24 protein-coding genes are annotated in these 26,023 nt (G+C 59.1%); 8 read left to right on the top strand and 16 right to left on the bottom strand.

Annotated elements, in window-relative coordinates; all coding sequences use genetic code 11:
- Positions 1 to 63 precede the first annotated feature (63 nt).
- From AUC61_RS25935 to AUC61_RS25925, 3 genes are all read right to left on the bottom strand, one after another.
- Complete coding sequence (locus AUC61_RS25935) at positions 64 to 1,032, bottom strand: L,D-transpeptidase family protein (protein WP_243249111.1); 969 nt, start codon at positions 1,030 to 1,032, stop codon at positions 64 to 66.
- A gap of 84 nt (positions 1,033 to 1,116) precedes the next feature.
- Positions 1,117 to 1,410 carry a hypothetical protein gene (locus AUC61_RS25930; RefSeq protein ID WP_122664605.1) on the bottom strand — a complete coding sequence of 98 codons (294 nt, stop codon included), beginning with the start codon at positions 1,408 to 1,410 and terminating at the stop codon, positions 1,117 to 1,119.
- Positions 1,411 to 1,466: 56 nt separating this feature from the next.
- On the bottom strand, positions 1,467 to 2,072 hold the full coding sequence (locus AUC61_RS25925; RefSeq protein ID WP_243249110.1) for an arylesterase: 606 nt from the start codon (positions 2,070 to 2,072) through the stop codon (positions 1,467 to 1,469).
- 10 nt (positions 2,073 to 2,082) lie between these two features.
- On the opposite strand from AUC61_RS25925, the gene AUC61_RS25920 reads away from it, so the two are divergent.
- The 3 genes from AUC61_RS25920 to greB are packed head-to-tail and all read left to right on the top strand — an operon-like array spanning position 2,083 to position 5,807.
- Entirely contained in the window at positions 2,083 to 2,766 is a 684-nt protein-coding gene (locus AUC61_RS25920; protein WP_243249109.1) for an ABC transporter ATP-binding protein, read from the top strand.
- Positions 2,766 to 5,273 (top strand): ABC transporter permease, encoded by a 2,508-nt coding sequence (locus AUC61_RS25915; RefSeq protein WP_243249108.1) that lies wholly within the window; start codon positions 2,766 to 2,768, stop codon positions 5,271 to 5,273. The genes AUC61_RS25920 and AUC61_RS25915 overlap by 1 nt, the downstream gene beginning before the upstream one ends.
- Positions 5,274 to 5,309: 36 nt before the next feature.
- Positions 5,310 to 5,807 carry a transcription elongation factor GreB gene (gene greB / locus AUC61_RS25910; protein ID WP_243249107.1) on the top strand — a complete coding sequence of 166 codons (498 nt, stop codon included), beginning with the start codon at positions 5,310 to 5,312 and terminating at the stop codon, positions 5,805 to 5,807.
- A gap of 135 nt (positions 5,808 to 5,942) precedes the next feature.
- Here the strand turns inward: greB and AUC61_RS25905 are convergent, their stop codons facing one another.
- From AUC61_RS25905 to AUC61_RS25895, 3 genes are all read right to left on the bottom strand, one after another.
- Positions 5,943 to 6,245, bottom strand: a complete 303-nt coding sequence (locus AUC61_RS25905; RefSeq protein WP_243249106.1) for a class I SAM-dependent methyltransferase — start codon at positions 6,243 to 6,245, stop codon at positions 5,943 to 5,945.
- Positions 6,246 to 6,526: 281 nt separating this feature from the next.
- Positions 6,527 to 6,961 carry a DoxX family protein gene (locus AUC61_RS25900; protein WP_243249105.1) on the bottom strand — a complete coding sequence of 145 codons (435 nt, stop codon included), beginning with the start codon at positions 6,959 to 6,961 and terminating at the stop codon, positions 6,527 to 6,529.
- 97 nt (positions 6,962 to 7,058) lie between these two features.
- Complete coding sequence (locus tag AUC61_RS25895; protein WP_243249104.1) at positions 7,059 to 8,483, bottom strand: MltF family protein; 1,425 nt, start codon at positions 8,481 to 8,483, stop codon at positions 7,059 to 7,061.
- A gap of 190 nt (positions 8,484 to 8,673) precedes the next feature.
- Between AUC61_RS25895 and AUC61_RS25890 the strand changes: the two genes are divergently transcribed.
- From AUC61_RS25890 to AUC61_RS25875, 4 genes are all read left to right on the top strand, one after another.
- The gene (locus AUC61_RS25890) at positions 8,674 to 9,495 is read left to right on the top strand and encodes a TatD family hydrolase (RefSeq protein ID WP_243249103.1); all 822 of its coding nucleotides are present in this window, start codon (positions 8,674 to 8,676) and stop codon (positions 9,493 to 9,495) included.
- 93 nt (positions 9,496 to 9,588) lie between these two features.
- Positions 9,589 to 11,070, top strand: a complete 1,482-nt coding sequence (locus AUC61_RS25885; RefSeq protein ID WP_243249102.1) for a methyl-accepting chemotaxis protein — start codon at positions 9,589 to 9,591, stop codon at positions 11,068 to 11,070.
- A gap of 344 nt (positions 11,071 to 11,414) precedes the next feature.
- On the top strand, positions 11,415 to 11,648 hold the full coding sequence (locus AUC61_RS25880; RefSeq protein WP_422765745.1) for a hypothetical protein: 234 nt from the start codon (positions 11,415 to 11,417) through the stop codon (positions 11,646 to 11,648).
- A 134-nt stretch (positions 11,649 to 11,782) separates the two neighbouring features.
- Entirely contained in the window at positions 11,783 to 12,028 is a 246-nt protein-coding gene (locus AUC61_RS25875; RefSeq protein ID WP_243249101.1) for an acyl carrier protein, read from the top strand.
- A 58-nt stretch (positions 12,029 to 12,086) separates the two neighbouring features.
- On the opposite strand, the gene AUC61_RS25870 is transcribed toward AUC61_RS25875, so the two are convergent.
- From AUC61_RS25870 to AUC61_RS25845, 6 genes are all read right to left on the bottom strand, one after another.
- A complete protein-coding gene (locus AUC61_RS25870; protein ID WP_243249100.1) occupies positions 12,087 to 12,881 on the bottom strand; it encodes an acyl-CoA thioesterase in 795 nt (264 codons plus the stop codon).
- A gap of 270 nt (positions 12,882 to 13,151) precedes the next feature.
- A complete protein-coding gene (locus AUC61_RS25865) occupies positions 13,152 to 13,916 on the bottom strand; it encodes a CHAD domain-containing protein (protein WP_243249099.1) in 765 nt (254 codons plus the stop codon).
- Positions 13,917 to 13,919: 3 nt separating this feature from the next.
- A complete protein-coding gene (locus AUC61_RS25860) occupies positions 13,920 to 15,938 on the bottom strand; it encodes a transglutaminase TgpA family protein (RefSeq protein ID WP_243249098.1) in 2,019 nt (672 codons plus the stop codon).
- Positions 15,935 to 16,918, bottom strand: a complete 984-nt coding sequence (locus tag AUC61_RS25855; protein ID WP_243249097.1) for a DUF58 domain-containing protein — start codon at positions 16,916 to 16,918, stop codon at positions 15,935 to 15,937. Before AUC61_RS25855 ends, AUC61_RS25860 begins: the two co-directional genes overlap by 4 nt.
- A complete protein-coding gene (locus tag AUC61_RS25850; protein ID WP_243249096.1) occupies positions 16,888 to 17,805 on the bottom strand; it encodes an AAA family ATPase in 918 nt (305 codons plus the stop codon). Before AUC61_RS25850 ends, AUC61_RS25855 begins: the two co-directional genes overlap by 31 nt.
- 222 nt (positions 17,806 to 18,027) lie before the next feature.
- Positions 18,028 to 18,306 (bottom strand): hypothetical protein, encoded by a 279-nt coding sequence (locus AUC61_RS25845; RefSeq protein ID WP_027901763.1) that lies wholly within the window; start codon positions 18,304 to 18,306, stop codon positions 18,028 to 18,030.
- Positions 18,307 to 18,492: 186 nt separating this feature from the next.
- Here AUC61_RS25845 and AUC61_RS25840 point away from each other — a divergent pair, with 186 nt between their 5' ends.
- The gene (locus AUC61_RS25840; RefSeq protein ID WP_243249095.1) at positions 18,493 to 19,548 is read left to right on the top strand and encodes a patatin-like phospholipase family protein; all 1,056 of its coding nucleotides are present in this window, start codon (positions 18,493 to 18,495) and stop codon (positions 19,546 to 19,548) included.
- A gap of 296 nt (positions 19,549 to 19,844) precedes the next feature.
- Here AUC61_RS25840 and AUC61_RS25835 read toward each other — a convergent pair whose 3' ends face one another.
- The 4 genes from AUC61_RS25835 to kdpB all read right to left on the bottom strand — a co-directional run bounded on the left by AUC61_RS25835 (position 19,845) and on the right by kdpB (position 26,015).
- A complete protein-coding gene (locus AUC61_RS25835) occupies positions 19,845 to 20,534 on the bottom strand; it encodes a response regulator (RefSeq protein ID WP_243249094.1) in 690 nt (229 codons plus the stop codon).
- Between the two features lie 32 nt (positions 20,535 to 20,566).
- A complete protein-coding gene (locus AUC61_RS25830) occupies positions 20,567 to 23,227 on the bottom strand; it encodes a sensor histidine kinase (RefSeq protein WP_243249093.1) in 2,661 nt (886 codons plus the stop codon).
- A gap of 9 nt (positions 23,228 to 23,236) precedes the next feature.
- Entirely contained in the window at positions 23,237 to 23,809 is a 573-nt protein-coding gene (gene kdpC / locus AUC61_RS25825) for a potassium-transporting ATPase subunit KdpC (RefSeq protein ID WP_243249092.1), read from the bottom strand.
- Between the two features lie 124 nt (positions 23,810 to 23,933).
- Positions 23,934 to 26,015, bottom strand: a complete 2,082-nt coding sequence (gene kdpB / locus AUC61_RS25820) for a potassium-transporting ATPase subunit KdpB (protein ID WP_422765744.1) — start codon at positions 26,013 to 26,015, stop codon at positions 23,934 to 23,936.
- Positions 26,016 to 26,023 lie beyond the last annotated feature (8 nt).

The following is a 26,023-nucleotide window of genomic DNA, read 5'->3' as shown; positions in this document are numbered from 1 at the left end:
AATATCAGCCGTTACCTGACAACGGATATGTACGCCAGAACAGCTACTCCAACGCAAGAACCATCACTGCAACGGAATCGAATCCTGCAGACTAGCAGCCACCGCAGCACCCGGCACCGCGATTTCAACCGGCATACCATCCTCAGCCGCAACCACATCACGTACCAGATCCCAATTCATGCGCAGGTTATTAGCCAGGTCTTCACGCTTGAGCAGCGCATTGATCACCGCCGTGTGCTTATCAACCACGGACGGGTTACCGTTGTCATCCACCGGCGTATGCGCCTCCAGATAAACCTTGCCACCGCTCAAACCAAACTTGTAAGGCTCGGCAATAATCCGCACGGTAGTCCCCACCGGCGCCATATCAGCCAGCTCCAGCACGTTGTTGTTATACATACGGAAGCAGCCGTGACTGGTGCGCATGCCAATACCGAACTTCTTGTTCGAACCGTGGATCAGGTAACCCGACATCCCCAGACCAAACTTGAACGGCCCCAGAGGATTGTCCGGACCCGCTGGCACCACGTTTGGCAACGGATCGCCATCAGCAGCGTGCTCTGCGCGGATCGAAGCCGGTGGCGTCCAGGTCGGATTAGGCGTCTTGGCGATCACCTTGGTGACGCCGATAGGCGACCCCCAACCTTCACGACCAATACCCAGCGGATAGGTGTGAACGACGTTCTGACCTTTTGGGTAGTAGTACATCCGGTATTCGGACAGGTTGATCACAATGCCCTCGCGCGGGCCGGGCGGCAGTATGAAACGGGTCGGCAGCACAATCTGGGTACCCGCGCCCGGCAACCAGGGATCGACGCCCGGGTTGGCCGCGATCATTTCCAGATACCCCAGATCGTACTTAGTGCCCAGGTCAGCGAAGGTATCTTCGTATCTGGCAGTAACGGTCTGTACCTGGCCGATGATGTCTTCGCCCGGTGGCGGCAAAGGGAATTCCAAAGCGGAAACGGAGCCCGCCGCACACAGTGCAGCAAGCGACAGGCAGCGGGTAACGGCTGGAATGCGCAACAACATCCGGAAATCCTTGGGCAATACGGCGGGTAGTGAAAGTGGCAAATTGTACACCCAGACCTGCTGGACCGGGAGCCAACCCGCAATTTACTCCATGAATCGCAATTCAGGCCAGATCGGTCTGGTGCCCCGCTTCTGCGCTTCGACGATGGCGCGACACAGCGAGCATAGCCGCTCATCACGGAAAACCTCGCGTGCGACCAGTGACCAGCGTGGCTGCGCGGGCAACAACGTCCCGCACAGCGTGCGGTCTACGGTGCCGCCCAGTTCAAGCTGACGAGCAACCAAATGCACCTTGACTTCCTGGCACGCGAACAGGTCGAGCTGCTCATCGGGCTCGATCATTTGATAGGCAAACAGCGACCAGGCGGGACGTGGCATGGAGGGCTCCAGATTGGGGGCGCCACCTTAGCCGAAAGCCCCCCGCTAGAAAAGCCTCAAAGCAGCGGTTTTAGCGTCGGCCAGACATTTTCCAGCAACTTTTGCTGGGCACCTGCCGCTGGATGCAATCCGTCAGCCTGCATCAGTTCGGGGACACCGCCCACGCCCTCGAGAAAGAACGGCACCAGCGGCACTTTCTTCTCGTCAGCAAGGTTGCTGTAAACCGCCTTGAATGCATTGGTATAGCGCGGCCCGTAGTTCGGCGGGATCTGCATCCCCAGCAAAAGCACCCTGGCGCCAGCGTCCCGGGAGCGATCAATCATCGATGCAAGGTTTTGTTGCAATTGAGTTGGCTGCTGGCCACGCAAGCCATCATTGCCCCCCAGTTCAAGGATCACCAGTTCTGGCTTGTGCTCTGCAAGCAGCGCAGGTAGCCGCGCCTGGCCTCCTGCACTGGTATCACCGCTGATAGAGGCATTGATCACTTTATCGGTGAAACCCTCTTGCTTCATGCGCTGCTCAAGCAAGGCTACCCAGCCTACGCGGGTATCCAGGCCGAAAGCCGCGCTGATACTATCCCCAACGATCAATACTGTGCCCGCCGCTGCGCCTTGTGACAGCAACAGCAAACCCAGGCCAGCACTTAAAAACCACGCACGCATCGGATTCTCCATGAGTGAAAGTATTCTCAGTGCTCTGAGCCTCAACAAAGTGGTCCCCAGCACCGAAGGTGACCTGACCATCCTGCACGAACTCTCTCTGGAACTAAACAAGGGCGACAGTCTGGCCATCGTCGGCGCGTCCGGCTCTGGCAAATCAACCCTGCTCGGCCTGCTGGCCGGTCTCGACTTGCCCAGCTCCGGTGCAGTGATTCTGGCGGGACGCAACCTGAGTGAGCTGGACGAAGATCAACGCGCCCGGGTTCGCGCGGAACACGTGGGTTTTGTATTCCAGTCATTCCAGTTGCTCGACAGCCTAAACGCGCTGGAAAACGTCATGCTGCCTATGGAACTGGAAGGCCGCAAGGACGCTCGCGATCAGGCCAGAGTCCTTCTTGAGCGTGTCGGGCTGGGCAAGCGCCTGACTCATACGCCCCGCCAGTTGTCCGGAGGCGAACAGCAACGGGTCGCCATCGCTCGTGCATTCGCGGCCGACCCCTCGGTGCTGTTCGCTGATGAACCTACCGGCAACCTGGACAGCCAGACCGGCGAACGTATCAGCGACTTGCTGTTCGAACTGAATAAGGAGCGCGGTACCACGCTGGTACTGGTCACCCACGACGAACGTCTGGCACACCGCTGCCGACGCCTGATCCGTCTTGAAGGTGGCCGTCTGGTCGCCCCACTGGAGCCTTGATGGTACGCCTGCCGTTTCTGCGCCTGCTCACCCTCGCCACCCGTCAACTACTGCGCGACGCCCGCGCGGGTGAATTACGGGTTCTGTTCTTTGCGTTGCTGGTCGCCGTAGCCGCCAGCACCGCCATCGGCTACTTCGGTGCCCGCCTGAATGGCGCGATGCTGTTGCGCGCCACCGAGTTTCTCGGTGCCGATCTGGTGGTGGAAGGCTCAAGCCCGGCCAAGCCTGAGCAGATCCAGGCAGGCGAAGCACTCAAGCTCGACCACGCACAAATCGTCGTATTTTCCACGGTCATTGCAACAGACGCCGGGATCCAGTTATCCAGCATCAAGGCGGTCGACGGTTCATATCCGTTGCGCGGCGAGCTGAAAAGCGCTGCCGACCTTTACCAGCCGGAAGAAGTCAGCCGTGGCCCGAAACCCGGCGAAGCCTGGGCCGAGTCCCGGCTGTTTCCGGCAGTGGATCTGAAAGTTGGCGACGATATTGATGTGGGTTCCAAAACGCTCAAGCTGACTCGCGTTCTGACCTACGAGCCTGATCGTGCCGGTAACTTTTATAGCCTGACGCCGCGGGTCATGATCAACATGGCCGACCTGCAAGGTACCGGAGTCGTGCAGCCCGGCAGTCGCGTCAGTTATCGGGAAATGTGGAGCGGCCCGCCTGAAGCGCTTGCCGCGTATCGCAAAGCTATAGAGCCTGGCCTGGAGCCGCATCAGGAAATCAAGGACGCCCGTGACGGCAGCCAACAGATTGGTGGCGCGCTCGGCAAGGCTGAACGTTATCTGAATATGGCCAGCCTCGTTGCGGTGCTGCTTGCCGGTGTCGCGGTTGCGCTGTCGGCTGCACGTTTCGCCGTACGCCGTTTTGATGCCAGCGCGCTGATGCGCTGCCTGGGCCTGTCGCGCAATGAAGCGTTGGTGCTGTTCAGTTTGCAGCTGGCCATGCTCGGCCTGCTCGCGGCATTGAGCGGCGCATTGCTGGGCTGGCTGGCGCAACTGGCGCTGTTCGGTCTGCTGCATAACCTGCTGCCAGCTACTGTTCCGCCAGGTGGCTTGATGCCCGCCTTGGCGGGTATCGGCACTGGTCTGGTCGCACTCGCAGGTTTTGCCCTGCCACCGCTTGCAGCGTTGGGCCGTGTTCCCCCGCTGCGCGTACTGCGCCGTGACATGCTGCCAATCCCGGCCAGCTCATGGCTGGTGTATGGCGCCGCCCTGCTCGCCCTGGGTTTGATCATGTGGCGCTTGAGCCTTGATCTGGTGCTGACGTTTGCCTTGCTCGGTGGCGGCGTAATTGCTGCGGTAGTGCTTGGCGGCTTATTGTTGCTGGCCCTGAAAAGTCTGCGACGCCTGTTGGCCCGCGCTTCTCTGCCATGGCGCCTGGGACTGGGGCAGTTGCTACGCTACCCCATGGCTGCGGCAGGGCAGTCTCTGGCGTTTGGTTTGATTCTGTTGTCCATGGGCTTGATCGCACTGCTGCGCGGCGAACTGCTGGACACCTGGCAAAACCAGCTACCCAAGGATGCGCCAAACTACTTCGTGCTCAATGTGCTGCCGGATCAGAAAGACGCCTTCAGTCAGCAGATCAGCAAGCTTTCACCTCATGCAGCTCCCCTCTATCCGGTGGTACCCGGTCGTCTGTTGAACATCAACGATAAGCCGGTGAGCGACTTCGTGACCAAGGATTCCCGCGGGGAAAACGCCACACGCCGCGACCTGAACCTGACCTGGTCGGCAACCATGCCGGAAGGCAACACTCTGACCGCGGGCAACTGGTGGCCTGCCAACGGTGAAACCAGCACAACTCCAGGGGTTTCGGTAGAGACCAAACTGGCCGAGAGCCTGCAGATCAAGCTGGGCGACCGGCTGAACTTCATGGTCGGCGGCATGAGTCGCGAGGCCGTCGTCACCAGCCTGCGTGACGTTAACTGGGACACCTTCCAGCCGAACTTTTTCATCATCTTCCAGCCAGGCACCTTGCAGGATCTGCCTACCACCTACATGACCAGCTTCTATCTGCCTGCTGGCAACGACAAACAGATCGTCGAACTGTCACGCACCTTCCCGGCTATCAGCATTCTGGGCGTCGAAGCACTGCTGGCGCAGGTACGCAGCATTCTGGATCAGGTCACGCTGGCAGTGCAGTTCGTTCTACTGTTCGTTCTGGCAGCCGGCATCGCCGTGCTGTTTTCCGGATTGCAGGCGACCCTTGATGAGCGCATTCGCCAAGGTGCGCTCGTACGGGCTTTGGGTGCGGAACGAGCATTGCTGATCAAGGCACGAAGAATCGAGTTCGGCCTCCTCGGCGCAGTCAGCGGTCTGTTGGCTGCACTGGGTTGCGAATTGGTGACGTTCGCGCTGTACCGCTACGCCTTTAACCTGGATTGGGCTCCTCACGCCTGGCTGCTGTTGCTGCCAGTGATTGGCGCGTTGCTGGTCGGTGGTGCAGGTGTATTCGGTACCCGCAGAGCACTGAATGTCAGCCCGCTGACGGTGTTGCGCGATGGCTGATAGACTGCGCGCCCGTGTTTCATACAACGACAATCCATGAGCCGCTATCGCCCTCCCCGCACCGCTGGCACCGCGCTGATCACTCCCGAGGGTGAAGCGCGGATGCGTGCCGAGCTTCATGAGTTATGGCATGTACGTCGCCCACAGGTGACTCAGTCGGTCAGCGAGGCGGCGGCCCAAGGCGATCGCTCGGAAAATGCGGAATACACCTACGGCAAAAAAATGCTCCGCGAGATCGACAGTCGCGTGCGCTTCCTTACCAAGCGGCTGGAAAGCCTGAAGGTCGTCGACGCTCACCCGAGCGACATCAACAAGGTTTACTTCGGCGCCTGGGTGACCATTGAAGATGAGGACGGCAAGGAATCGCGCTACCGAATCGTCGGCCCTGACGAACTGGACCTGAAGCTGAACATGATCAGCATCGATTCGCCGTTGGCCCGCGCCCTGATCGGCAAGGCGCTGGACGCTGAAGTGAAAGTTCAGACACCAACCGGCGAACAGCTTTGCTACATCGTGGCGATTGATTACCTCTGAAAGAGCAGCTCAACCACCGCGCTGTACCTCACCCGCCGACCCTGTAGGAGCTGCCGAAGGCTGCGAAGCATTTAACCTGACACGCCGCCATCGCAGCCTTCGGCAGCGCCTACAAAAATCAGGCGCTCAGACACCTCAACACCGCGTAATCAAACCCTGCCGGGCAATGCGCGTCAGATCACGCACCACTTCTTCCACACGCTCGGCAGACGGCGCCTGAACCACCGCCAGGTCGAACTCGTTGTCTTTGAAGCTGGCCAGAGACTGTAGCGGATCGACGAACTGAATCAGAAACGCGTGAGGTCCGCCGTTGCGACGTGGACGACCGTCCAGGTAACGCAGCAAGGTGGGCTGGTGTGAACCGCACAGCAGAATTTTCGGGTTGCGACGGGAGAACTGGGTGGCAATCGGGGAAATGCGAACGACGGGGTGGCTCATGATGTTTTGTCTCAGCCTCAAATGCTCCGCTGGGCAGCGGTGAGAGGCAACACCGAACCAACGCTTTAGCGGTATTTCGAAGCCCCTGAGGACTTCTATCGACAAGCTTCATGCCTGTCTGGCGCCCCGCAAGTAGTTGTTTAAATCGGCGCATGAGCAGCATCGTAGAGAAGCAGCCCGTTGATTGTCAATTGCCATTAACACGCGTCTGATTAGCTTCTGAATAAAAAAGACCCGCACTGGGCGGGCCTTTCAAGCACTGCATTGATCAGTTGTGCGGATCAGTTGCCGATAGTGCGGTCAATGGACAGCTTGCCTGCCCCTTCGATAAGCACTGCAATCACGCCACCCAGCAGCGCCAGTGCAAACTCGTAACCATTATTGGCCATGAACAGACCGTTGCTGATGTGCACCGAGAAGATTGCCACCACCAGCGTAGCGGCCAGCACCAATGCTGCGGGACGTGCCAGCAAGCCCACCACCAGACCCAGACCACCGAAGAACTCCGCGCTCCCGGACAACAGCGCCATCAGATAACCCGGCGTCAGACCCAGGCTCGCCATGTATTGACCAGTGCCTTCCAGACCATAACCACCAAAGGCGCCAAACAGTTTCTGGCTGCCATGGGCGACAAAGATGATGCCAACCAGAATCCGTACAACTGTCAGGCCGTAGCCAGCACGAGTGGTGAAAAGCGATTTGATCTGAGTGTTCATGTGGTGCGTTCCGTGAATGAAGGTGATGGCGCCATAATAATCGGATTCACAAATGTAACAATCGCAAAAAACTCGCCATCAATATCTATTTTTTCGATTACTTCTTGACGGTAACTTTATTGGAAGACGAGCTTTCCAGTGAGTCCCGTTCCCGATCAAACGCCAGATAGTACTTATTGACACTGTTAACGTAGCTCACCACACCCATACCTGCCTGATCCATGGCCACCCGCTCGGTCTGGAAGAACCATTGATCCGGGTTGAGGCCTCGCCGCCTGGCTTCTTTGCGCATGCCCTGCACACGCTCCGGCCCAAGGTTATAGGCCGCCAGGGTAAACGCCATACGTTCACGCTCATTGAATCTGGAACTGGCGAAAAACTTGCGCCGAATCAGGGCCAGATACTTCGCCCCGGCCTGCACATTGCTATCGGTGGACTGGATGTTGCCTACGCCCACCCGCTTGGCAGCGGACGGCGTGATCTGCAACAAACCGGTTGCCCCGCCGCTGCCCTGCGCTTGCGGCTCAAGCCCTGATTCCTTGAAGGCCAGCGCGGCCAGATTCAACCAGTCCATGCCCTGCGCGTCAGCATGACGCTGCAAGGTCGGGCGCAACTCCTCAAGACGTTGGCGATCCGCACGGGCCAGCGGGTTGTGCACTTTGTAGAGGTTTTTGTAGGCCTTCTGGAAAGCCAGATCCTGATTCGCAGGCGGCTTGTAACCTTTCAGGAAACCGTTGATGGTTGCGCGCAGCATCGTGGCATCCTGACGCACAAACCAGTTCATGTCGCTGTTGGTGCTCAACGTCAACGAACGGTCCACTCGCAGTTTGGGCATAACCCGGGCCCAACGCTCGGCGATGGGCTGCTCGACTACTGTCAGGTGAAAGATGCCCGCCTGAACCATCTCCAGCACGTCCTCTACAGCAAGACTGGGATCGACCCACTCGATTTTCACCGGCGCCAGTTTGCGCAGGGCCAGTCGCTGATTCAGAAGATGCACCGCCTCATCGGCCGCGCTGCCCGCGGACAGGCTCAAGGTTCGTCCGGAAAGTTGCTCGATATGCTTGAAGCTGCGCGCGCCCCTGACGCCGACTAAAACCAACGGCACATGACTGATGATCGGCTCGCTGGCTTCGATGCCTTTGGCTTCACGGGTATCAAGCAGTTCGCCTGGAGCAACAAGATCGCCTTCGCCCCGCTGTAAGGCGGTGAGCAACTGGTTCTTGGCTCTGGGGATGACTTTGAAAACGACTTGCTGACCATTCCGGGAATGGCCGTTGAGGTATTTTTCGAAAGCTTGCAGTCGATGGTATTCGACGCCAATTTCCTCTCCTTTCGCATCGCCCGAGCTGTTGCGACTCTGATTAACGAGCACGCGCAATACTTTGCTGCTGCGAATAGCCGGCAGATCGCGCACAGCCGTTTTGTGCTCGGCAACTTGTGGCCCTGCCTGACGGGCGCTGACCGAAAACGGTAATAGCACCAGTGCGAAAACAATGAGGTAACGGGAGGCTCGGATCATTCACTCTCCAGGGAAATGCCGGTCGAAAATATAAAAAAAGAGATTTGTGAAGCTGGGCAGATGAAATTCACTTCATCTGTTTTTTGCGAAAACCTGTCAGAAAAGCAGCTCAAGAGGCTGATTGTATTACCTTTTATTATTAGAACCGAAGCTCTGATATCCTCAGCGGTCTTCGGCCAGAGGTAGCACCATGCAACTCATCGACATCGGCGTCAATCTGACAAATGCCAGCTTCGACTCGCAACGACAGGCGGTGCTCGATCGCGCCTATGCTGCAGGCGTCTGCCAGTTGCTGCTGACAGGCACCAGTGTCGAGGGCAGCGAGCAGGCTTTGAAGCTCTGTCATGAACTGGATGAAAGCGCTCAGCGGCTGTTCAGTACCGCAGGGATTCACCCCCATTCAGCGGTTGACTGGAACAGCGACAGCGAGCGCCAACTACGAGCCCTGCTGCTGGAAGATCGTGTGCGCGCCGTGGGCGAATGCGGGCTGGATTTCAATCGCGATTTTTCGCCGCGTCCTCAACAGGAGAAAGTTCTTGAGGCTCATCTGGCGCTGGCAGTGGAGCTGCAGATGCCGGTGTTCCTCCACGAGCGCGATGCGAATCAACGCTTACTCGAAATCCTCCGCGATTATCGTGATCGTCTGCCCGCGGCCGTGGTGCACTGTTTCACCGGGGAACAACGGGCGCTCTACAGTTATCTGGATCTGGACTTGCACATTGGTATTACCGGCTGGATTTGCGACGAGCGTCGTGGCACTCACTTACACCCGCTGGTTCGCGACATTCCCCGCGGCCGGTTGATGCTGGAAAGCGATGCGCCCTACCTGCTGCCACGCACCCTGCGCCCCAAACCCAAAAACGGTCGCAATGAACCCGGCTTTCTTCCGGAAGTCCTTCGTGAAGTCGCACTGCATCGCGGCGAAACACCTGAGGATCTTGCCAGCCACAGCAGCGCTGCCGCACGCGAGTTTTTCTCATTACCCCAAATACCTGCCGCCGCTCAAGAATAGGTTGATCCACGTCAAGGAACGCTTTGTTCAGTGGGAGATGATGATGGCACCTTGCTGCATTTCTCCTGCTGACTCACCAAAGAAGACCTTCATATGGGCACCTGGCTTAGCAATCTTTCTCTGAAGTACAAATTCTGGGCCGTCAACGCGGTGGCGTTTTTTACCACCTTGATGCTGGTCATCTACGCCTTGCAACTGGAGCAACAGGCGCGGGTCGACAGTGCCCGGCAATCAGCCCAGGCCGAGGCCCGACTGCTCGGCAACTGGCCGGTGTCTCAGCCGCTGCCCACGCATCCGCAGCTGTTGATATGGAACGCCGGACAAACACCGACATTCAAGGACCAGCCGCTACCCGAGCTCGCCTCCGGCACAGACTGGGTGCCTTTGAACTCACAACCGGTGACGGACCAACAGCCCCTGATTGGCGCTCAGCTCGTGGCTCGACCTGACGGGCAAAAAATCGCCGTGCTGGCTTTTGCCCCAAGCCTGATACAAGTACTCGAGGACCGCTTCGCCAACTATGCCATCGCGGTATTCGTATTGATGCTGGCGATGCTCGGTGCCTCGCAGTTGCTGATCCGCTTTCTGCTGAGCCAGCTCAACACCCTCAAGGACGTCATGCTGCACGTGGAAAAAAGTGGTGACCTTTCGGCTCGCGTGCCGTTGACCGGCGAAGATGAAGTGGGCCAGATGGCCAAGGCGTTCAATGCCATGCAGGCAGGTTATCAACGCGTCGTCAGCACCGTATCCCAGACCGCAGCACGTCTTGATCAAGGCGCGGCGCATCTGGCAGCAGGCATGAGCGACGTACGCCATGGCATGCTGGGTCAGCAGAGCGAGACTGACCAGGTGGCCACTGCCATCAATGAAATGTCCGCAACGGTTTACCACATCGCCCAACACGCCAGCACCACCCGGGATCAGTCCCGGACGGCTGATACCCTGGCGGGCGACGGCAAAGCGGTTGTTGATCGTGTTCAAACCTCGATTGCCGGCCTGTCCAGCGGCGTACAACAGACCGCAGGCATGATCCAGCGCCTGGCCGAAGACAGCCAGAAGATCAACGGTGTGGTCAGTGTGATCCACAGCATTGCCGAACAAACCAACCTGCTGGCATTGAACGCAGCGATCGAAGCAGCCCGGGCCGGAGAAATGGGTCGCGGCTTTGCCGTGGTGGCCGACGAAGTACGCAATCTCGCGAAACGCGTGCAGGTCTCCACCGATGAAATCACCACCATGGTGTCGGCGCTGCAATCCGGTACACGGGATGCCGTGGACTTCATGCAGGACAGCTCGTTCAAGGCGGACGAGTGCGTGCAGCAAGCGCATGAGGCCGGTGAAGCCCTGGCGGCCATTGCCGACGCGGTGGCGCAAATGCGCGAGAGCAATACGCAGATTGCCGTTGCCGCACAGCAACAAAGCCAGGTTGCAGAAGAAATGAACCGTGCGGTGGTCAGCATTCGCGACGTGACCGAACGCACCGTTAACCAGACCGTAGACTCAGCCAGCACCAGCGACGAACTCGCCACCCTGGCGGGCGAGCTGAGCAAAGCGATCGGGCAGTTGAAGCTTTAAAGCCGAACTGGCTGGGCGTTCATTTGCATCGCCCTCCCGGCTAAAGCCAGTACTCCTCAATGGCGTAGCACCTGTGGAAGCTCGCCCGCGACAAGAACACAGCGGTGTGTCAGGCCTGACGTCTCGCGAACAAGTTCGCTCCTACCACGCAACGCGCTGGTCAGACCTATCGCTTCACGGTAGGAGGCAACTTGTTGGCGAAAGGGGCTGGCGCGGTGTGTCAGGTCTGACTCTTCACTCCTGTCTCCCTCCCTATTACACCGATAGTCAGGCTTGATTCGCCGCCACCGCGAGTCAGGCCTACTCTTCAGGCATTCACACAGTTTTTGTAGAGGAATGCAGTCATGGGCAAGCGCTTACTCAATCTCCAAACGTGGCAATGGCGTGGCTACACCGACAATCATCGCCAACTGCCCAATCTTTCTCTGTACCTGATTACTGTGCCGTTTTTCATTCTGGCGGTGCTGCTGATGCTCGATGGCGTGTTTTCCCTGAGCCTGTCTTCGCTGGCCATTGGCATGATCGGGCTGATCGCAGCGCTGGGCATCCACTTGAAAACCAATAACCCGAGCCCTTAGATGGGCGGCGCGGCCCGTTTGTCGGAACGCGCTGATTTTGAGGGTTAACCTGTTACTTATGACAGTTGTCCGATCCGGTGTTTAGGCACAGCATCAATGGCGTCGCACCCCTGAATACAAAGTGGAGGCAGGCCATGGAAAGGTCGGAAATAAGTATAAAGTTCAAGCAAATTGTTGCTGATGAACTCGAAACTGATGTCGATGTCGCTGAACTTCAGGACTACAAGACATTCCGCACACTGGGGGCAGATTCCATCAATGTTTTAAACCTGGTAGTAGAAGCTGAAAAGGAGTTTGACATTCAAATACCCGACGAAGACGTCGAGAAGCTGGACACCATTGGGAAAACGATCGATTACATTCAGCAAAAAGCAAAATAGCTCAGGCCATCGCGGGCAAGCCATAGATTTCCTGCTCACCCGCGATCAAGCCGCACTCTTACCCAAACACGGTCACCGTCTGCCGACTGATCGCAATCAGCTCGCCCGTCGGCGACCAGAGCATCGCGGCGGTGTGTCCGTAACCGTCGCGGGCATGCTCAATCACTGCCTTGTACGAGCACCAGTCACGTGTACTCAATGTCGGCATTGGCTGAACGAATTCGATGGTCCAGGTCAATGAACTGCCCGGCGCGGGTTTGCTCAGGTGAGGCAACAGCGCCGGTGGCCAGGTGTCGACCAGCGCCAGTACGTGCGCTTCGCTGCAAGGCCCTTCTTCCATGTCGCGAAACCGCACATAACCGCCAATGGCCGGGGATGGCGTGTTGCTGAATGGCATCCCGCCCAACGCCCAACGCAGCTCCATGAACCGCAGGTACTCGGGCATCATGCCGCTGATAAAGGGCAGTTGCGGACACTCTTCCAGCGGTTTGAGCGTTGGCGCAGGATCAGCCTTGACCGAAATCACCGACTCACGGGACGCACCGAAGCTGCCCTGAATCAGCGTCATCACCTGACCATTTTGCGTCGCGCGCCCTAGCACTTGGCTGACGGCTTTGCCTTCACGCAAGACTTCTACTTCAAACGCTATGGGAACGCTTGGCTCAGCAGGCCCCACAAAGGTGATCGCCAGCGAGCGCACGGGTCGTCCCTCAGGCACTTTGGCGCGCATCGCCTCGTATTGCAGCGCCGCCATCAAACCACCAAAACTGGCGCGGCCCTGCGCCCATTCAGCCGGGATTGTCACGGCCAGCGAATTGCTGTGCACCGCGTCGATCAGCTCGGAAAACTTCATGTAGACCCCGTAGTACCGGTAATAAAAGACCCGCACAGTGGCGAGTCAGCAGACAGGGATTGATCTTAACCAGCGCCCCTGCGCTGCGCATACGTCATATCGGCCATAGTTGCGGCCGGATCAACGCCATGATGTCTCTAGGCGAATATTGAATCTGTAGGAGCTGCCGAAGGCTGCGATGGCGGTATCACAGGTTGAATGCTTCGCAGCCTTCGGCAGCTCCTACAGAAAGCGCGTTCAATCTGTGATTTGTGTGTTCCGTTATGCGCGTCAACCGAAGCAGGTCTTGCTCAAGCGCAACAGCGCCACATCGGCCTTCTTCTCGGCCCGCACAATACCGGTTTGCCAGCCCGCGATGCACGGTGCCAGATCACTTTCCTGCCCGGCTTGAGCCAGCCATTGCAGATGATCGTGCCAGTCACCCAATGCGCCTTGAGCGGCTTTCAACCGCGACTGCATTTTCTTGGGTTGGTGGCTCAACTCGGGGTAAGCCTCAGCGGCGTAGCGCACCCGTTTGATAAGCAAGCGCAGTCGATGTCGATCATGAGCCGGGTCGGCAATGGCTTCGCGGAGTTTCTTCCACTGTTTGTCCATGCCTTTCTCAATCGTTTTGCGCAGACCACGCAGCAACCGCTGACGCTGCTGCGCTCGCAAGAAACCAGGGAACTGGTCCAGCGTGCCGAACAAGCGATTCAGCTCGGTAGAGGTAGCGACCTGCCCATAGGATTTGTTGACCTTATTGATACGCACAGTCGCGGCTTCCGTCAGGCCCTGATCAGCTAGGTGCGCGGCAAGCACCTCCATGTCACGCAGCGGCGTCGTCAGCTCTCCTACCGCTTTAGCCGCAGCCTCCAGCTGTTCGACACCGGCGATGCCGCGTAATGGGCGCAGCAGGCTGCGCAAACGACGCACCGTAGTGCGCAGGTCATGCAGGGCTTCCGGGTCAGTGGAGGCAGCAAGACGCGCCTGACAGGCCAGCAGTTTTATCTGCAAGCCCAGGACTTGAGCAACCAGATGGTCAACCATCGATGACATGAACTAATCCTTCTCGTTAACCGTGGGTTCTTTAGCCGCCGACATACGCCAGGGCAGACGGCGCCGCAGGTACTTCAAACGCCGCCGCAATTCGCCCGGTGAGGAATCGCTACCCGCATAACGTTGCGCCTGGAACTCTTTAGCAAACGCACCGATAGCGGCGGCATGCACAGGCAACGACAGCGCCGCACGTCGCGAGAACTCTTCAGCGCCCTCGCCAGGCAAACGCCGTAAACCGTGGCGGGCCAGCAGTCTTTCGAACACGTTGAACAGGCGAAGTTGCGAATCACTTTCCCGCTGCCAGGGCTTGAACACCCACAACGCAAACAGCCCCAGAATCAGACCCAGCCCACCAATGAAGGCCGGCGTTTCCAGCCCCGAGAACCAGCGATTGAGCACCCGCAACTGCTCCTGCCCCTGATAGCCGAGGACCCAGCGCTGCCAGCCATAGTTGAGATTGTCCCAGCTCAGGCGCAGCGAATTGAGCCATGCGACATTGCGATAGCGCAGGGCCGACATGGGTGAGTCTTCGAGAAATGCTTCATCTGCAGCAAGTGCCTGTTCAAGGCCTTGCTCGATGCGTTGCGGCGCGACGGCAGCGGTCGGGTCAACGCTGCGCCAGCCTACACCGGGCTGCCAATACTCGACCCAGGCGTGTGCATCGAACTGGCGCACGGTCAGGTATTGCCCGTCCGGGTTCAATTCGCCGCCCTGATAACCGGCCACCACCCGTGCTGGAATCCCCGCAGCGCGCAGCACAAAGGTCATGGCCCCGGCGTAGTGCGCACAAAAACCACGGCGGCTGTCGAACAGGAAATCATCGATGCTGTCAGGCCCCAGCGTCGGCGGCTTGAGGGTGTAGTGATAAGGCTCGCGGGCGAAGTAATCGAGCATCGCCTGTGCCAGGGCTTCAGGTTTGGGGTAGCGTCGCGCCAGATCACTGGCCCATTGACGCGCCTGCGGGTTGCCTTTGCCGGGCAACTGCAGGTCCTGGCGTTGAATGTTCTCGTTGAGCTGAGCCTCACGAGTAGCGTCCGGCCAGGAGGTGACGTTGTAAAGCAACGACTGCTCAACCGGTCGACGCCGCTGCAGACGGAAATCATTCATCTGGCGCACATCTGCCTGGTCGCTTTCGCCTATATCAAGGCTCGACAACCAGGGGCGACCACTGGGTTCCATCACGATGCTGTAACTCAAGGGATCACCGCGTTTCTGCCACTGCGGAACTTGCACCGTTTGCGCTCGCAACGACTGTGACCAGCGCCGACCGTCGAACTGTTCAAGCGTCAGCGATCGCCAATAGAGCTGGTTACGCGCCGGGATTGGCCCTTCAAAGCTGGCGCGAAACACCAGCGCAGCGGACTTGCTCAGCTCGGCCATATCGCCTGGCGCCATGCTGTCGGAAAGTCCCGTCAGGCCTTTGTTACTCGGCTGCGGCAGTGACCAAAGCGGCTCAAGACGCGGAAAAAACAGGAACAACAGAAGCATCAGCGGCACGGCCTGAAGCAGCAACTTGAACGCCAGCTTCAAGCTATTGACCTGACCGCTCGCCTGACTGGATGACTGCAAGCCGATCAATGCCGCCAACAATGTGCTGACCGGCAACAAGGTAAACACCGCCCACAGCAGGTTGTCCTCAAACAGATAGCCGACCGCGACGCAGAAAAAACCAAGAAAAATCAGCACCAGCGCATCACGTCGATTCTGCATTTCGAGCATTTTCAACACAAATGCCGCCACCAACAGAGCCGCCCCCGCCTCCAGCCCGACCAGACTGCCGCGTGCCAGATAAACACCGCCCGCGGTGCCGACCAGTAGCCCGCCTTTCACCCAGGAACCGGGATGACGGGCACGCATGCGGAATATCTGCACGCGCCACAACGTACAGGCCAGCCAAAGCCCGGTGATCATTGTTGGGATGTGCTGAATGAACGGTACGACAACCAGCGCCTGTGCCAGCAGCAGCCAGGTCAGGCTGGCACGGGGGATCGGCAGGCTCAGCCCGGAGGCGGCGTTACTCATTGCCGCACGCCATACAGCGCCAGTGCCCGCAGACAGGTTTCGCGATGCTGATTACCACTGTCGACTGCTGACAGGAACCCCGGCAGACGCAAGGCAAAAGGTTGCTGACGCTGCGACAGAATCACCACCCAATAGCACAGGCGCGACAGCCTCTCCTCGATATCGCCGCCCAACGCCATGAAATCCAGGCACAGGTCATGACCGCTCAGGTCGGTGAAATCCTTGAGCAGCAAGCCTTGGCCGCGGGAGTAAGCTTTCCAGTGCAGACGACGCCGGTTGTCACCGGGCTGATAAATGCGCAACCCCTGATAATCGTCCACGCCGGGCCCTTGGGTGGCCAGGCCCTGATCCTCTGCATGAGGTTGTACGCCCTTGAGCAGCGGCATCGCGCCTGCAACCGGCCGAGGATAAATCAGCGCAGTCTGTTCGAGGTCGAGCCAGCTCCAGGTGCGCAGAATGCTCAAGGGAAAAACGCTTTCGATCCGCAGCCTTGGAGCCCTTAGCCAGCCCCGGCTCTGCGCAAGCAAGGTCAATTCCACTTCAACTCGCTCCTCGGCAGACACATCGACCTGCTGCACCGACGCGGCGTCCCATCCCAACGATATCGCCTGATGAGCGCGGCCATCGGCTTCAAGGCGCAGACTCAACTGCACGGTCTCGCCAACAAATACCGGACGTGACACCCCTGCGCTGATCACCAGACCGCTGAGGTTACGGTACGTGTGCAAAATCCCCAGAATGGCCATCGACAACAGCAGAAAGGTCAGCCCGTAGGCCAGACTGTTCTGATAATTAATGGCCACCAACAACATCAAAAACAGCACCAGCGCGAAGCTGCCACCGGTACGGGTGGGCATTATAAAGATGCGCCGATGGTCAAGTCGGACCCTTGAAGCCGGTGGTATACGGCGCGCCAGCCAGCGCTGCCAGAACGGTCTGAACTGTTCGATCAAAGGGCTGGCACCTCTCGCAGCAACCATTGCACCAGCGCTCCGCCGCCATTCCCGGTAGGGTCGGTACGCTCGCGCAAACGGTGACCGACCACAGAGGGCAAAATCGCCTGCACGTCTTCGGGTATCACATACTCGCGCCCGGCCAGCAGCGCCCAGGCCCGCGCGGCGCTCAGGATTGCCAGGCTTGCGCGGGGTGAGAGTCCGTAAGCGAACTGCGGCTGCGCGCGGGTTGCATCCACCAGCCGCAGCACGTAGTCCACCAAAGCGTCGCTGACTCGTACCTGCCGGGCCATCGCCTGCAACGCCCTCAATTCGGCATGATTCAACAAGGGTTGCAACCGGGGTAACAGCTCCCGACGCGACTCGCCCAGCAACAACGCCTTCTCCGCTGCACGGGTCGGGTACCCAAGGGAAAGGCGCATCAGAAAGCGGTCCAGTTGCGATTCGGGCAACGCAAAAGTGCCCCCCTGGCTAAAGGGATTCTGGGTGGCGATGACAAAAAACGGATCAGGCAGCAGACGCGTTGCGCCTTCAATGGTGACCTGCCCCTCCTCCATCGCCTCCAGCAATGCGCTCTGGCTTTTGGGGGTGGCGCGATTGATCTCGTCGGCCAGCACCAGCTCAGCGAAGATCGGCCCGGGATGAAAAGTGAATTGCCCGGTTTCACGATCAAACACCGAGGTACCGAGGATGTCTCCCGGCAACAGGTCCGACGTGAATTGAATCCGCTGAAAGCTCAAACCCAGCACTATGGCCAAGGTGTGGCTAAGGGTGGTTTTGCCCATGCCGGGCAAGTCTTCGATCAACAAATGGCCACCGCCGAGCAGGCAGGTCATTGCCAGTCGGACTTGCGGCTCTTTACCCAACACCACCTCGTTGACGGCGTTGAGGCACTCATCGAGTTTTCTGCCCATCGAAAACACTCTCCAGGCGACTGCCTATGGCTAAAAACAGGACTGCTGTGCAGTCACAATAAAGATAGCGTAGGTGTTTTCGCTAGGGAGAAGAGGAAATTGCTTAGATGGAACCGAGAGGCACAGATTCTGTAGGAGCTGCCGAAGGCTGCGAAATTGATTCGCCTGAACAGACGCCTTCGCAGCCTTCGGCAGCTCCTACAGGGGAGTAGCGGGGATTAATCAGCGACCCGCGCGGGATTCACGAATATAGAAGCGGGCTTTTTCAGCTTTCTCGGTGCAGCCTTCAAATGCTTCGAATTGTTGCTGAGTCTTGGCACCGGTCAACAAAGACAAGGCTTTCGAGTAGCTGACAGTACCGGCAAAACCTTCGGCCTTGGCCAGATCGAGCTCCTTCCAGGCCGAATCAAGCTGCGTCCCGCAACTTTCGCGATAACCGGTTTTACCCGCGCAACCAGTGAGAACCAGAGCAAACAAGGGCAGGACAATCCAGGCTTTCATCGGTGTTACCTCAAGAAGAAATATCAATTGTGCAGCTTTGACGGTGACACTGACTGAAAGTGCCATTATCGGGGGCGCAAGCGTAACTGTTTTATACGGCAATAGAGCCTTCACAGCACGGTAATCAGTTACGAATATGACCCGGTTTGGGCGTATGGTGAATCAAACTGACTCTGGGGGCCTTTTATGAAGAAACGTGTAGCACTGGTGCTGGGTTCTGGAGGCGCTCGGGGTTATGCGCATATCGGCGTCATCGAGGAGCTGGAGCGGCGCGGTTACGACATTGCGTGCATCGCAGGCTGCTCGATGGGAGCGGTGGTGGGCGGGGTTTATGCGGCTGGCAAGCTCAAGCAATACCGGGAATGGATAGAAAGCCTCGACTATCTGGATGTGTTGCGCCTGGTGGACGTCAGTTTCCGTCTGGGAGCGATCCGGGGCGAGAAGGTCTTCGGCCAGATAAGAGAAATCGTCGGAGAGATCAATATCGAAGATTTGCAAATCCCCTATACCGCAGTGGCCACCGACCTGACCCATCAACAGGAAATCTGGTTTCAGGAAGGTTGCCTGCATCAGGCGATGCGAGCCTCGGCGGCGATTCCCAGCTTGTTTACGCCCGTCATGCAGGGCAATCGCATGCTGGTGGATGGCGGCCTGCTCAATCCCTTGCCCATCGTCCCGGTAGTTTCCAGCCATTGCGATCTGATCGTCGCCGTCAATCTCAACTCGACCACTCAAGGGCATTACCAGTTGCCGGTGATTGAACGCCCGCCTGCGGTAAAGCGCCGTGTCGACTCGCTGATCAGTTCGCTGGGTTCAAGACTGCCGTTTCGCCGCAAGCTGGACGCCGCTGGCAACGAGTTGCACCTGCCGCAGAACACCCCCAAGGCCAGCGCTGCGACGATTGAAAATCCCTGGCTGGAATCCGCCGACCCTCAAGGCCAGCAACCTGCGGCGGCCCCGCAAGGCGAGAGCGCGCCAAGGTCGGCCACAGGTTCGGTAATCATCGACAACGTCGGCCCGGCTTCGCTGCTGGACCTGATCAACCAGAGCTTTGAGGTGATGCAGACTTCATTGGCGCAATACAAGATCGCCGGGTATCCGCCGGACATTCTGATCAATGTGCCTAAACGCGTGTGTCGGTTCTTCGAGTTTTACAAAGCTCCGGAGCTCATCGCTCTGGGTCGGGAGATCGCCAGCGATACGCTGGATCGTTATGAGGCGGAGCATCGAAGCAACGGCTGAAATGCAGATTTTTTGGCCTGGCGCACCGTCAATATTCAAGACCGTCATATTTGTTGGGGCGAGGCTTGCCCGCGATGCAGACGACTCGGTTTATCAGCTACACCGTGTCATCGTTCATCGCGAGCAAGCTCACTCCTACAGGCGAGTACCTGTATCTGAGCGGCGCCTGAGCCGAACCGCATCCGGACGATAAAGGATAACGCGGTGTGTCTTCCAGCCGTGTCTAATGCATCGCGGGCAAGCCTCGCGCCCACAAGCCCGCATTTCAATCCTGGAAAATTTCAGCCCATTTCAAGTCAGCTTTCCCGCAGCCTGTATCCCACCCCAGCCTCAGTCACGATAAACCGCGGCGCGGCCGGATCGTCCGCCAGTTTCTGGCGTAAATGACCGACCACAATGCGCAAATAGTGAGTGTCTTCGGTATGGGTCGGGCCCCAGATATCCTTGAGCAACTGCTGCTGAGTTATCACCCGGCCAGGATGCCGCGCCAGTTGCGCAAGCACTGCATACTCTTTGCGAGTCAGGGCCACCTCAACGCCCTCGAGCAATACCCGGCGATACGCCAGATCCACCGTCAGCGGACCAAACAGTAGAGCCGCACCCTGCTGCTCGCCCATTGGCGCCTGACGCAACAAGGCACGAATCCGGGCCAGAAACTCCTGAATACCGAACGGCTTGGTCACATAATCGTTGGCCCCGCCATCCAGCGCCTCAACCTTCTGGGCCTCGCTGGCGCGGACCGAAAGTACCAGCACCGGCACCGTGGACCACTCGCGAAAATCACGTAGCACCTGCTGACCGTCCATGTCAGGCAAGCCCAGATCGAGCACCAATAAATCAGGTTTACTCAGTGCTGCCTGACTCAGGCCCTCGGCACCGGTCCCGGCTTCCAGCACTTTATAGCCTTGGGACGCGAGGCTGATGCGCAGAAACTTGCGAATCTGCGGTTCGTCGTCGATCACCAGAATGGTCGCGGTCTGACTCATGAATTACCCTGATTCTTTAACGAAAAGCAGGCTCAAGAGAGCAGCTCTGCTTCACTTTCGCCTTGAGGCTGAGCCTGCAGCGGCAAATATAATGTGATGCACGTGCCATGACCATCAATGCCCTGCCCGACGCTGATCCGCCCGCCGTGCGCACCCACCATGCCCTGACAGATGGCTAAACCCAAACCGGTGCCCTGCCCGCCACGATCGCCCCGGGCAGCGGTGTAGAACATGTCGAAAATCTTCGCCCGCTCCTCTTCGGGAATGCCCGGCCCCTCATCGCTGACCGCAAAGAACAGCTCGCCGTCGATGGCCCCGGCTTCCAGCTCCAGGCGCCCGTTGGCAGGTGAAAAACGCGCAGCGTTCTCCAGCACATTGACCAGCGCCTGTTCGATTAACGCCGCATGCACATACAGCAACGGCAACTCGCCAGGCAAGAAAGTCGTCACTTGCAGCGGGACCATTACCGCACGCAGCCGGTTCAGCGCGCTGCCGACGATGTCACCCGGTGAAACCCAGTCACGAGCCAGTTTCAACGCGCCGTGTCCGAGCCGGGTCATGTCGAGCAGGTTCTGAATGTAGCGGTCCAGACGCTCGGCTTCGTCGCGGGTGCCTTCAAGCAGTTCCCGACGGTCTTCCAGAGGGATGGCTTCGCCCAGCGCCAACAGGCTGTCGATGCTGCCGCGCATGGCCGTCAGCGGGGTGCGCAGATCATGTGAGACCGATGCCAGCAGCGCACTGCGTAGCTGCTCGGTTTCGCCATGCAAACGCGCCGCTTCCAGATCATCTGCCAATTGCGCCCGAGCCAGGGCCTGAGCCAGCGGCTGGGTCAGCGCGATCAATAGCCGACGCCGCTGCGCGCTGAAATCCTGGCCTGCGTGGGCACTGACACCCAGCAACGCCAATGGCCCGTCCTCGCCTGACAAGGGGTACCACCACCAGCGACTGGACGGCAGCGTGCCGGTGCCGTGACCAGCCGGCTGATCATGTTGCCAGGCCCAGTCAGCCGCCGCGCGCTCAGGCTCGGAGAGCTGAGCGATACCGCTTTGCACTTTCCAGCCATTTGCGCCGTCACGGTCAAGCAGGCAAATGTCCAGCTCCTGCCAGCCGCTCAGGTGCTGTCCGGCAGCACTGATCACGGCCTGACGATCGGTCGCTGCAGTCAACTTGCGCGACAGGTCGAGCAACTCGCTGGTTTCTTCCTGTGTTTCGCGCAGCGCCTGCATTTGTCGACGCTGGCGAGCCGCGAGATTACCGGTCAAAGCCGACATCAACAGGAAAAACAACAAGGTCAGCACGTCTTCTTCGCGCTGAATGCTCAGGGAGAAGCTCGGTGTTATGAACAAAAAGTCATAGGCCAGAAACGACAGGATCGAACACGCCAGCGCGGGTCCCGTACTGGTCCGTACCGCCACCAGCAGCACTGCTGCCAGAAACACCAGCGAGATGTTCGGCAAGTCAAGCACGCTGGACACCGCCCAGGCCAGAGCACTGGCCAACAGCGTGGCCATGACCGCGAGTAAATAGTCCTGCCAGCGTGCAGGACGCGAAGAACGCACACGAGGCTGATCCGGCAAAGGCTCACTGTCCAGCACACTGATTTCCAGCCCGTGGGCTTCACGCAGCAAACGTTCAGCCACCCCGCCACCGAACCAGCGACGGCGCAGTCTTGGCTGCGACTGGCCGACCAGGACCACACTGGCACGCCGTTCGCCCGCATGCTGGATCAAGGTTCTCGCCACTTCCCCGGCACGCAACAGCACCACTTCCCCGCCCAGCCTTTCGGCCAGTTGCTGAGCGCTTTGCAGGCGTACACGATTTTGCTCGTCAAACGGCCGACCATTGTCGACATGCACCAGGCTCCACGGCAGATGCCGACGCTGAGCGACGCGGCTGGCGTGACGCACTAGACGATCGGCATGCGCATCACCATCGACGGCAACCAGCAGGCGACCTCGAACAGCCGGTGCAGCCTGCCCCAACTGACGATAGCCCTGAGCCAGGTCGTTATCGACCTGAGCCGCGGCCGTCTGCATCGCCAGTTCACGCAGGGCGGTCAGGTTGGTCTGGGTGAAAAACGCGTCGATGGCCGCACGCGCCTGCTCCGGCACGTACACCTTGCCGTCGCGTAAACGCTCCAGCAGCTCTCGGGGTGGCAGGTCGATCAGCACCAGTTCGTAGGCTTCCTGCAACACCCAGTCCGGCAAGGTTTCCCGGACCTGCACGCCGGTAATGCCCCGCACCTGATCATTGAGGCTTTCCAGATGCTGAACGTTGACCGTGGTGTAGACGTCGATACCGGCAGCCAGCAACTCCTGAATATCCTGCCAGCGTTTTGCATGGCGACTGCCGGGGGCGTTGCTGTGGGCCAGTTCGTCTACCAGCACCAGTTTCGGCTTGAGCCTGAGCAGGCCATCCAGATCCATTTCTTCCAGCGTCACGCCACGGTATTCCGAGCGAATCAACGGCTGCTGCGGCAAGCCGCCCAGCAGCGCTTCGGTTTCGGCACGGCCATGGGTTTCCACGACTCCGGCGATCAGCGCTACACCCTGGCGCAACTGGGTATGGGCGGCCTGCAGCATGGCGAAGGTCTTGCCCACCCCCGGCGCAGCACCGAGAAACACTTTAAGCCGACCGCGCCCGTCTCTGGGCATCTCGGCTAGTAACGCATCGGCACGGCCGGAATCACTCATATTGCTCACTCAAAGCTGTGCTTGTTGTTGCGCAGACGGTAACTCATTCAGGCTGCGATTCAAGTTCAAAACGTTGACCACTGGCGGGCCGATCAATGGCCGCGAGGTATTGGCTTCGATCAGGCTCTGGACTTTATCCAGGGACAGCTTGCGCGCTGCGGCAACCCTGGCAATCTGGTATGCCACGGCCTCTGGTGAAAGATGCGGATCAAGCCCGCTGCCTGAAGTTGTCAGCAGCGCCAACGGCACCGGCCCCTGACCTTGTATCGCTTCTTTGGTCACGTCTTCGCTGATCCGCGTGGCGAGTGCCGGGTTGCTGGGCGAAAGGTTGCTGGCACCGCTCGCTACCGTGGCAAAGGCACCCGCTGAAGGGCGCGAGTGAAACCACTCGTCTCCCGCGAACGATTGAGCGATCAACTGCGAGCCGCGAACCTTGCCGTCGGCATCATGAATCAGGCTGCCATTGGCCTGATCAGGGAAAGCGACCTGAGCAACACCGGTCACGATCAGAGGATAAGCGACGCCGGTGATGAGGGTCATCAAGACCAGAAGACTCAGAGCGGGACGGATGATGATGGACATGGTGAGAATCCTTATTCAGTAAGTGAACCGGGTTTCCTGTAGGAGCTGCCGAAGGCTGCGAATCGATCTGCCTGACACACCGCCTTCGCAGCCTTCGGCAGCTCCTACCTAAAATCCGTCCGGTTTAAACCAGGTGCAGCCCGACCAGAATCATGTCAATCAGCTTGATGCCCACAAACGGCACCACGATCCCGCCCAATCCGTAGATCAACAGGTTGCGCCGCAGCAATTGCGCCGCGCTGGCGGCCTGCACACGCACACCACGCAAGGCCAGCGGGATCAGCACCACGATGATCAAAGCGTTGAACACGATGGCCGAAAGAATCGCGCTCTGTGGGCTGGCCAGTTGCATGATGTTCAGCACAGCCAGTTGCGGATAAATCGCCGCGAACAGCGCAGGCAGGATCGCGAAGTATTTGGCGATGTCGTTGGCAATCGAAAAGGTCGTCAGCGCGCCACGCGTCACCAGCAATTCCTTGCCGATCTGCACCACGTCCAGCAGCTTGGTCGGGTCGCTGTCGAGATCGACCATGTTGGCCGCTTCCCGCGCGGCTTGCGTACCGTCATTCATTGCCATGCCGACGTCGGCCTGAGCCAGCGCCGGGGCGTCGTTGGCACCGTCACCACACATCGCTACCAAACGACCGTCGTTCTGTTCGGCTCGAATACGCTCCAGCTTTTTCTCTGGCGTGGCTTCGGCCAACACATCATCAACCCCGGCCTCAGCGGCAATCGCCGCAGCGGTCAGCGGGTTGTCACCGGTCACCATCACGGTACGAATGCCTAGCTTGCGCAGTTCGGCAAAGCGTTCGCGAATGCCCGGCTTGACCACGTCCTTGAGGTGAATCGCGCCGATCAACTTCTTGTCGATACAGACCAGCAACGGTGTGCCGCCGGTCTTGGCGATGCCGTCGATTTCCCGTGCCAACGATGCGGGCAAGTCAGTGCGCTGCATGTCGACAAACGCCAGCAACGAATCCACAGCGCCTTTGCGATACACGCGGTTCTGATAGTCCACGCCCGACAACCGGGTTTCAGCACTGAATGGCACGCCCGTTACGTCAGCAGGTTTTGGCTCAACCATCGGGTGCAGATTGCGCAGGTACTCGACTATGGATTTACCTTCCGCCGTATCGTCAGCCAGGGAAGCCAGCAGCGCGGCTTCGCTGAGTTCTTTCGGGGTAACACCCGGCGCTGCATAGAGTGCACTGCAACGACGGTTGCCGAAGGTGATGGTGCCGGTCTTGTCCAGCAGCAGAACGTGCACATCCCCCGCCGCTTCTACGGCACGCCCGGATTTGGCGATCACATTAAGGCGCACCAGACGGTCCATCCCGGCGATACCGATGGCCGACAGCAAGCCGCCAATAGTGGTCGGAATCAGCGTGACCAGCAGCGCCACCAGGAACACCAGCGGCAAACTGCCGCCCGCGAAATGGGCGAAGGGTTGCAGGGTGACCACGACCAACAGGAATATCAGCGTCAGGCCGATCAGAAGGATATCGAGCGCCACTTCATTCGGGGTTTTCTGCCGTTTGGCGCCCTCCACCAGCGCGATCATCCGGTCCAGCGTGGACTCGCCGGGGTTGCTGCTGATGCGCACCAGTAACCAGTCTGAAACCAGCCGGGTATTGCCGGTCACCGCCGAGCGATCACCGCCTGACTCGCGAATGACCGGCGCGGACTCACCGGTAATCGCCGCTTCGTTGACCGCCGCGATACCTTCGATGACTTCGCCGTCACCGGGGATCATTTCCCCGGCTTCGACGCGAACCACATCGCCTTTGCGCAGCAGGCTCGCGTTGACCACGCTGAAGCCTCCCGACTCGTCACGACGGCGCGCCTTCAAACCTTCGCTGCCCGCCTTGAGGCTGTCGGCCCGAGCCTTGCCGCGACCTTCAGCCAATGCTTCAGCGAAGTTGGCAAACAGCACGGTGAACCACAGCCACAACGCAATCTGCACCGCCAAGCCAGTGGACACAGCCGGATCGGGAATCAGGCACAACACGGTGGTGAGGATCGCAGTCAGCTCCACCACCAGCATGACCGGTGAGCGTGCCAACTGACGGGGATCGAGTTTGACAAACGCCTGGATCAGCGCCGGACGCCACAGCGCTGCGAAACCGGTTTTCACCGCCTCGGTCACAGGTTGCGCTGGCGCGGGTTTTGATTCGGGCGATGCAGGTTTGGCAATATGCATATTCATGGTCGGCT

Source organism: Pseudomonas maioricensis (assembly GCF_022790535.1).
Classification (GTDB): domain Bacteria; phylum Pseudomonadota; class Gammaproteobacteria; order Pseudomonadales; family Pseudomonadaceae; genus Aquipseudomonas; species Aquipseudomonas maioricensis.
This window is presented reverse-complemented; position numbering and strand designations above follow the sequence as displayed.

Coding starts and splice junctions, on each gene's coding strand:
- AUC61_RS25935 (WP_243249111.1), bottom strand. CDS start 1,032: ATGTTGTTGCGCATTCCAGCCGTTACCCGCTGCCTGTCGCTTGCTGCA.
- AUC61_RS25930 (WP_122664605.1), bottom strand. CDS start 1,410: ATGCCACGTCCCGCCTGGTCGCTGTTTGCCTATCAAATGATCGAGCCC.
- AUC61_RS25925 (WP_243249110.1), bottom strand. CDS start 2,072: ATGCGTGCGTGGTTTTTAAGTGCTGGCCTGGGTTTGCTGTTGCTGTCA.
- AUC61_RS25920 (WP_243249109.1), top strand. CDS start 2,083: ATGAGTGAAAGTATTCTCAGTGCTCTGAGCCTCAACAAAGTGGTCCCC.
- AUC61_RS25915 (WP_243249108.1), top strand. CDS start 2,766: ATGGTACGCCTGCCGTTTCTGCGCCTGCTCACCCTCGCCACCCGTCAA.
- greB (WP_243249107.1), top strand. CDS start 5,310: ATGAGCCGCTATCGCCCTCCCCGCACCGCTGGCACCGCGCTGATCACT.
- AUC61_RS25905 (WP_243249106.1), bottom strand. CDS start 6,245: ATGAGCCACCCCGTCGTTCGCATTTCCCCGATTGCCACCCAGTTCTCC.
- AUC61_RS25900 (WP_243249105.1), bottom strand. CDS start 6,961: ATGAACACTCAGATCAAATCGCTTTTCACCACTCGTGCTGGCTACGGC.
- AUC61_RS25895 (WP_243249104.1), bottom strand. CDS start 8,483: ATGATCCGAGCCTCCCGTTACCTCATTGTTTTCGCACTGGTGCTATTA.
- AUC61_RS25890 (WP_243249103.1), top strand. CDS start 8,674: ATGCAACTCATCGACATCGGCGTCAATCTGACAAATGCCAGCTTCGAC.
- AUC61_RS25885 (WP_243249102.1), top strand. CDS start 9,589: ATGGGCACCTGGCTTAGCAATCTTTCTCTGAAGTACAAATTCTGGGCC.
- AUC61_RS25880 (WP_422765745.1), top strand. CDS start 11,415: ATGGGCAAGCGCTTACTCAATCTCCAAACGTGGCAATGGCGTGGCTAC.
- AUC61_RS25875 (WP_243249101.1), top strand. CDS start 11,783: ATGGAAAGGTCGGAAATAAGTATAAAGTTCAAGCAAATTGTTGCTGAT.
- AUC61_RS25870 (WP_243249100.1), bottom strand. CDS start 12,881: ATGAAGTTTTCCGAGCTGATCGACGCGGTGCACAGCAATTCGCTGGCC.
- AUC61_RS25865 (WP_243249099.1), bottom strand. CDS start 13,916: ATGTCATCGATGGTTGACCATCTGGTTGCTCAAGTCCTGGGCTTGCAG.
- AUC61_RS25860 (WP_243249098.1), bottom strand. CDS start 15,938: ATGAGTAACGCCGCCTCCGGGCTGAGCCTGCCGATCCCCCGTGCCAGC.
- AUC61_RS25855 (WP_243249097.1), bottom strand. CDS start 16,918: ATGGTTGCTGCGAGAGGTGCCAGCCCTTTGATCGAACAGTTCAGACCG.
- AUC61_RS25850 (WP_243249096.1), bottom strand. CDS start 17,805: ATGGGCAGAAAACTCGATGAGTGCCTCAACGCCGTCAACGAGGTGGTG.
- AUC61_RS25845 (WP_027901763.1), bottom strand. CDS start 18,306: ATGAAAGCCTGGATTGTCCTGCCCTTGTTTGCTCTGGTTCTCACTGGT.
- AUC61_RS25840 (WP_243249095.1), top strand. CDS start 18,493: ATGAAGAAACGTGTAGCACTGGTGCTGGGTTCTGGAGGCGCTCGGGGT.
- AUC61_RS25835 (WP_243249094.1), bottom strand. CDS start 20,534: ATGAGTCAGACCGCGACCATTCTGGTGATCGACGACGAACCGCAGATT.
- AUC61_RS25830 (WP_243249093.1), bottom strand. CDS start 23,227: ATGAGTGATTCCGGCCGTGCCGATGCGTTACTAGCCGAGATGCCCAGA.
- kdpC (WP_243249092.1), bottom strand. CDS start 23,809: ATGTCCATCATCATCCGTCCCGCTCTGAGTCTTCTGGTCTTGATGACC.
- kdpB (WP_422765744.1), bottom strand. CDS start 26,015: ATGAATATGCATATTGCCAAACCTGCATCGCCCGAATCAAAACCCGCG.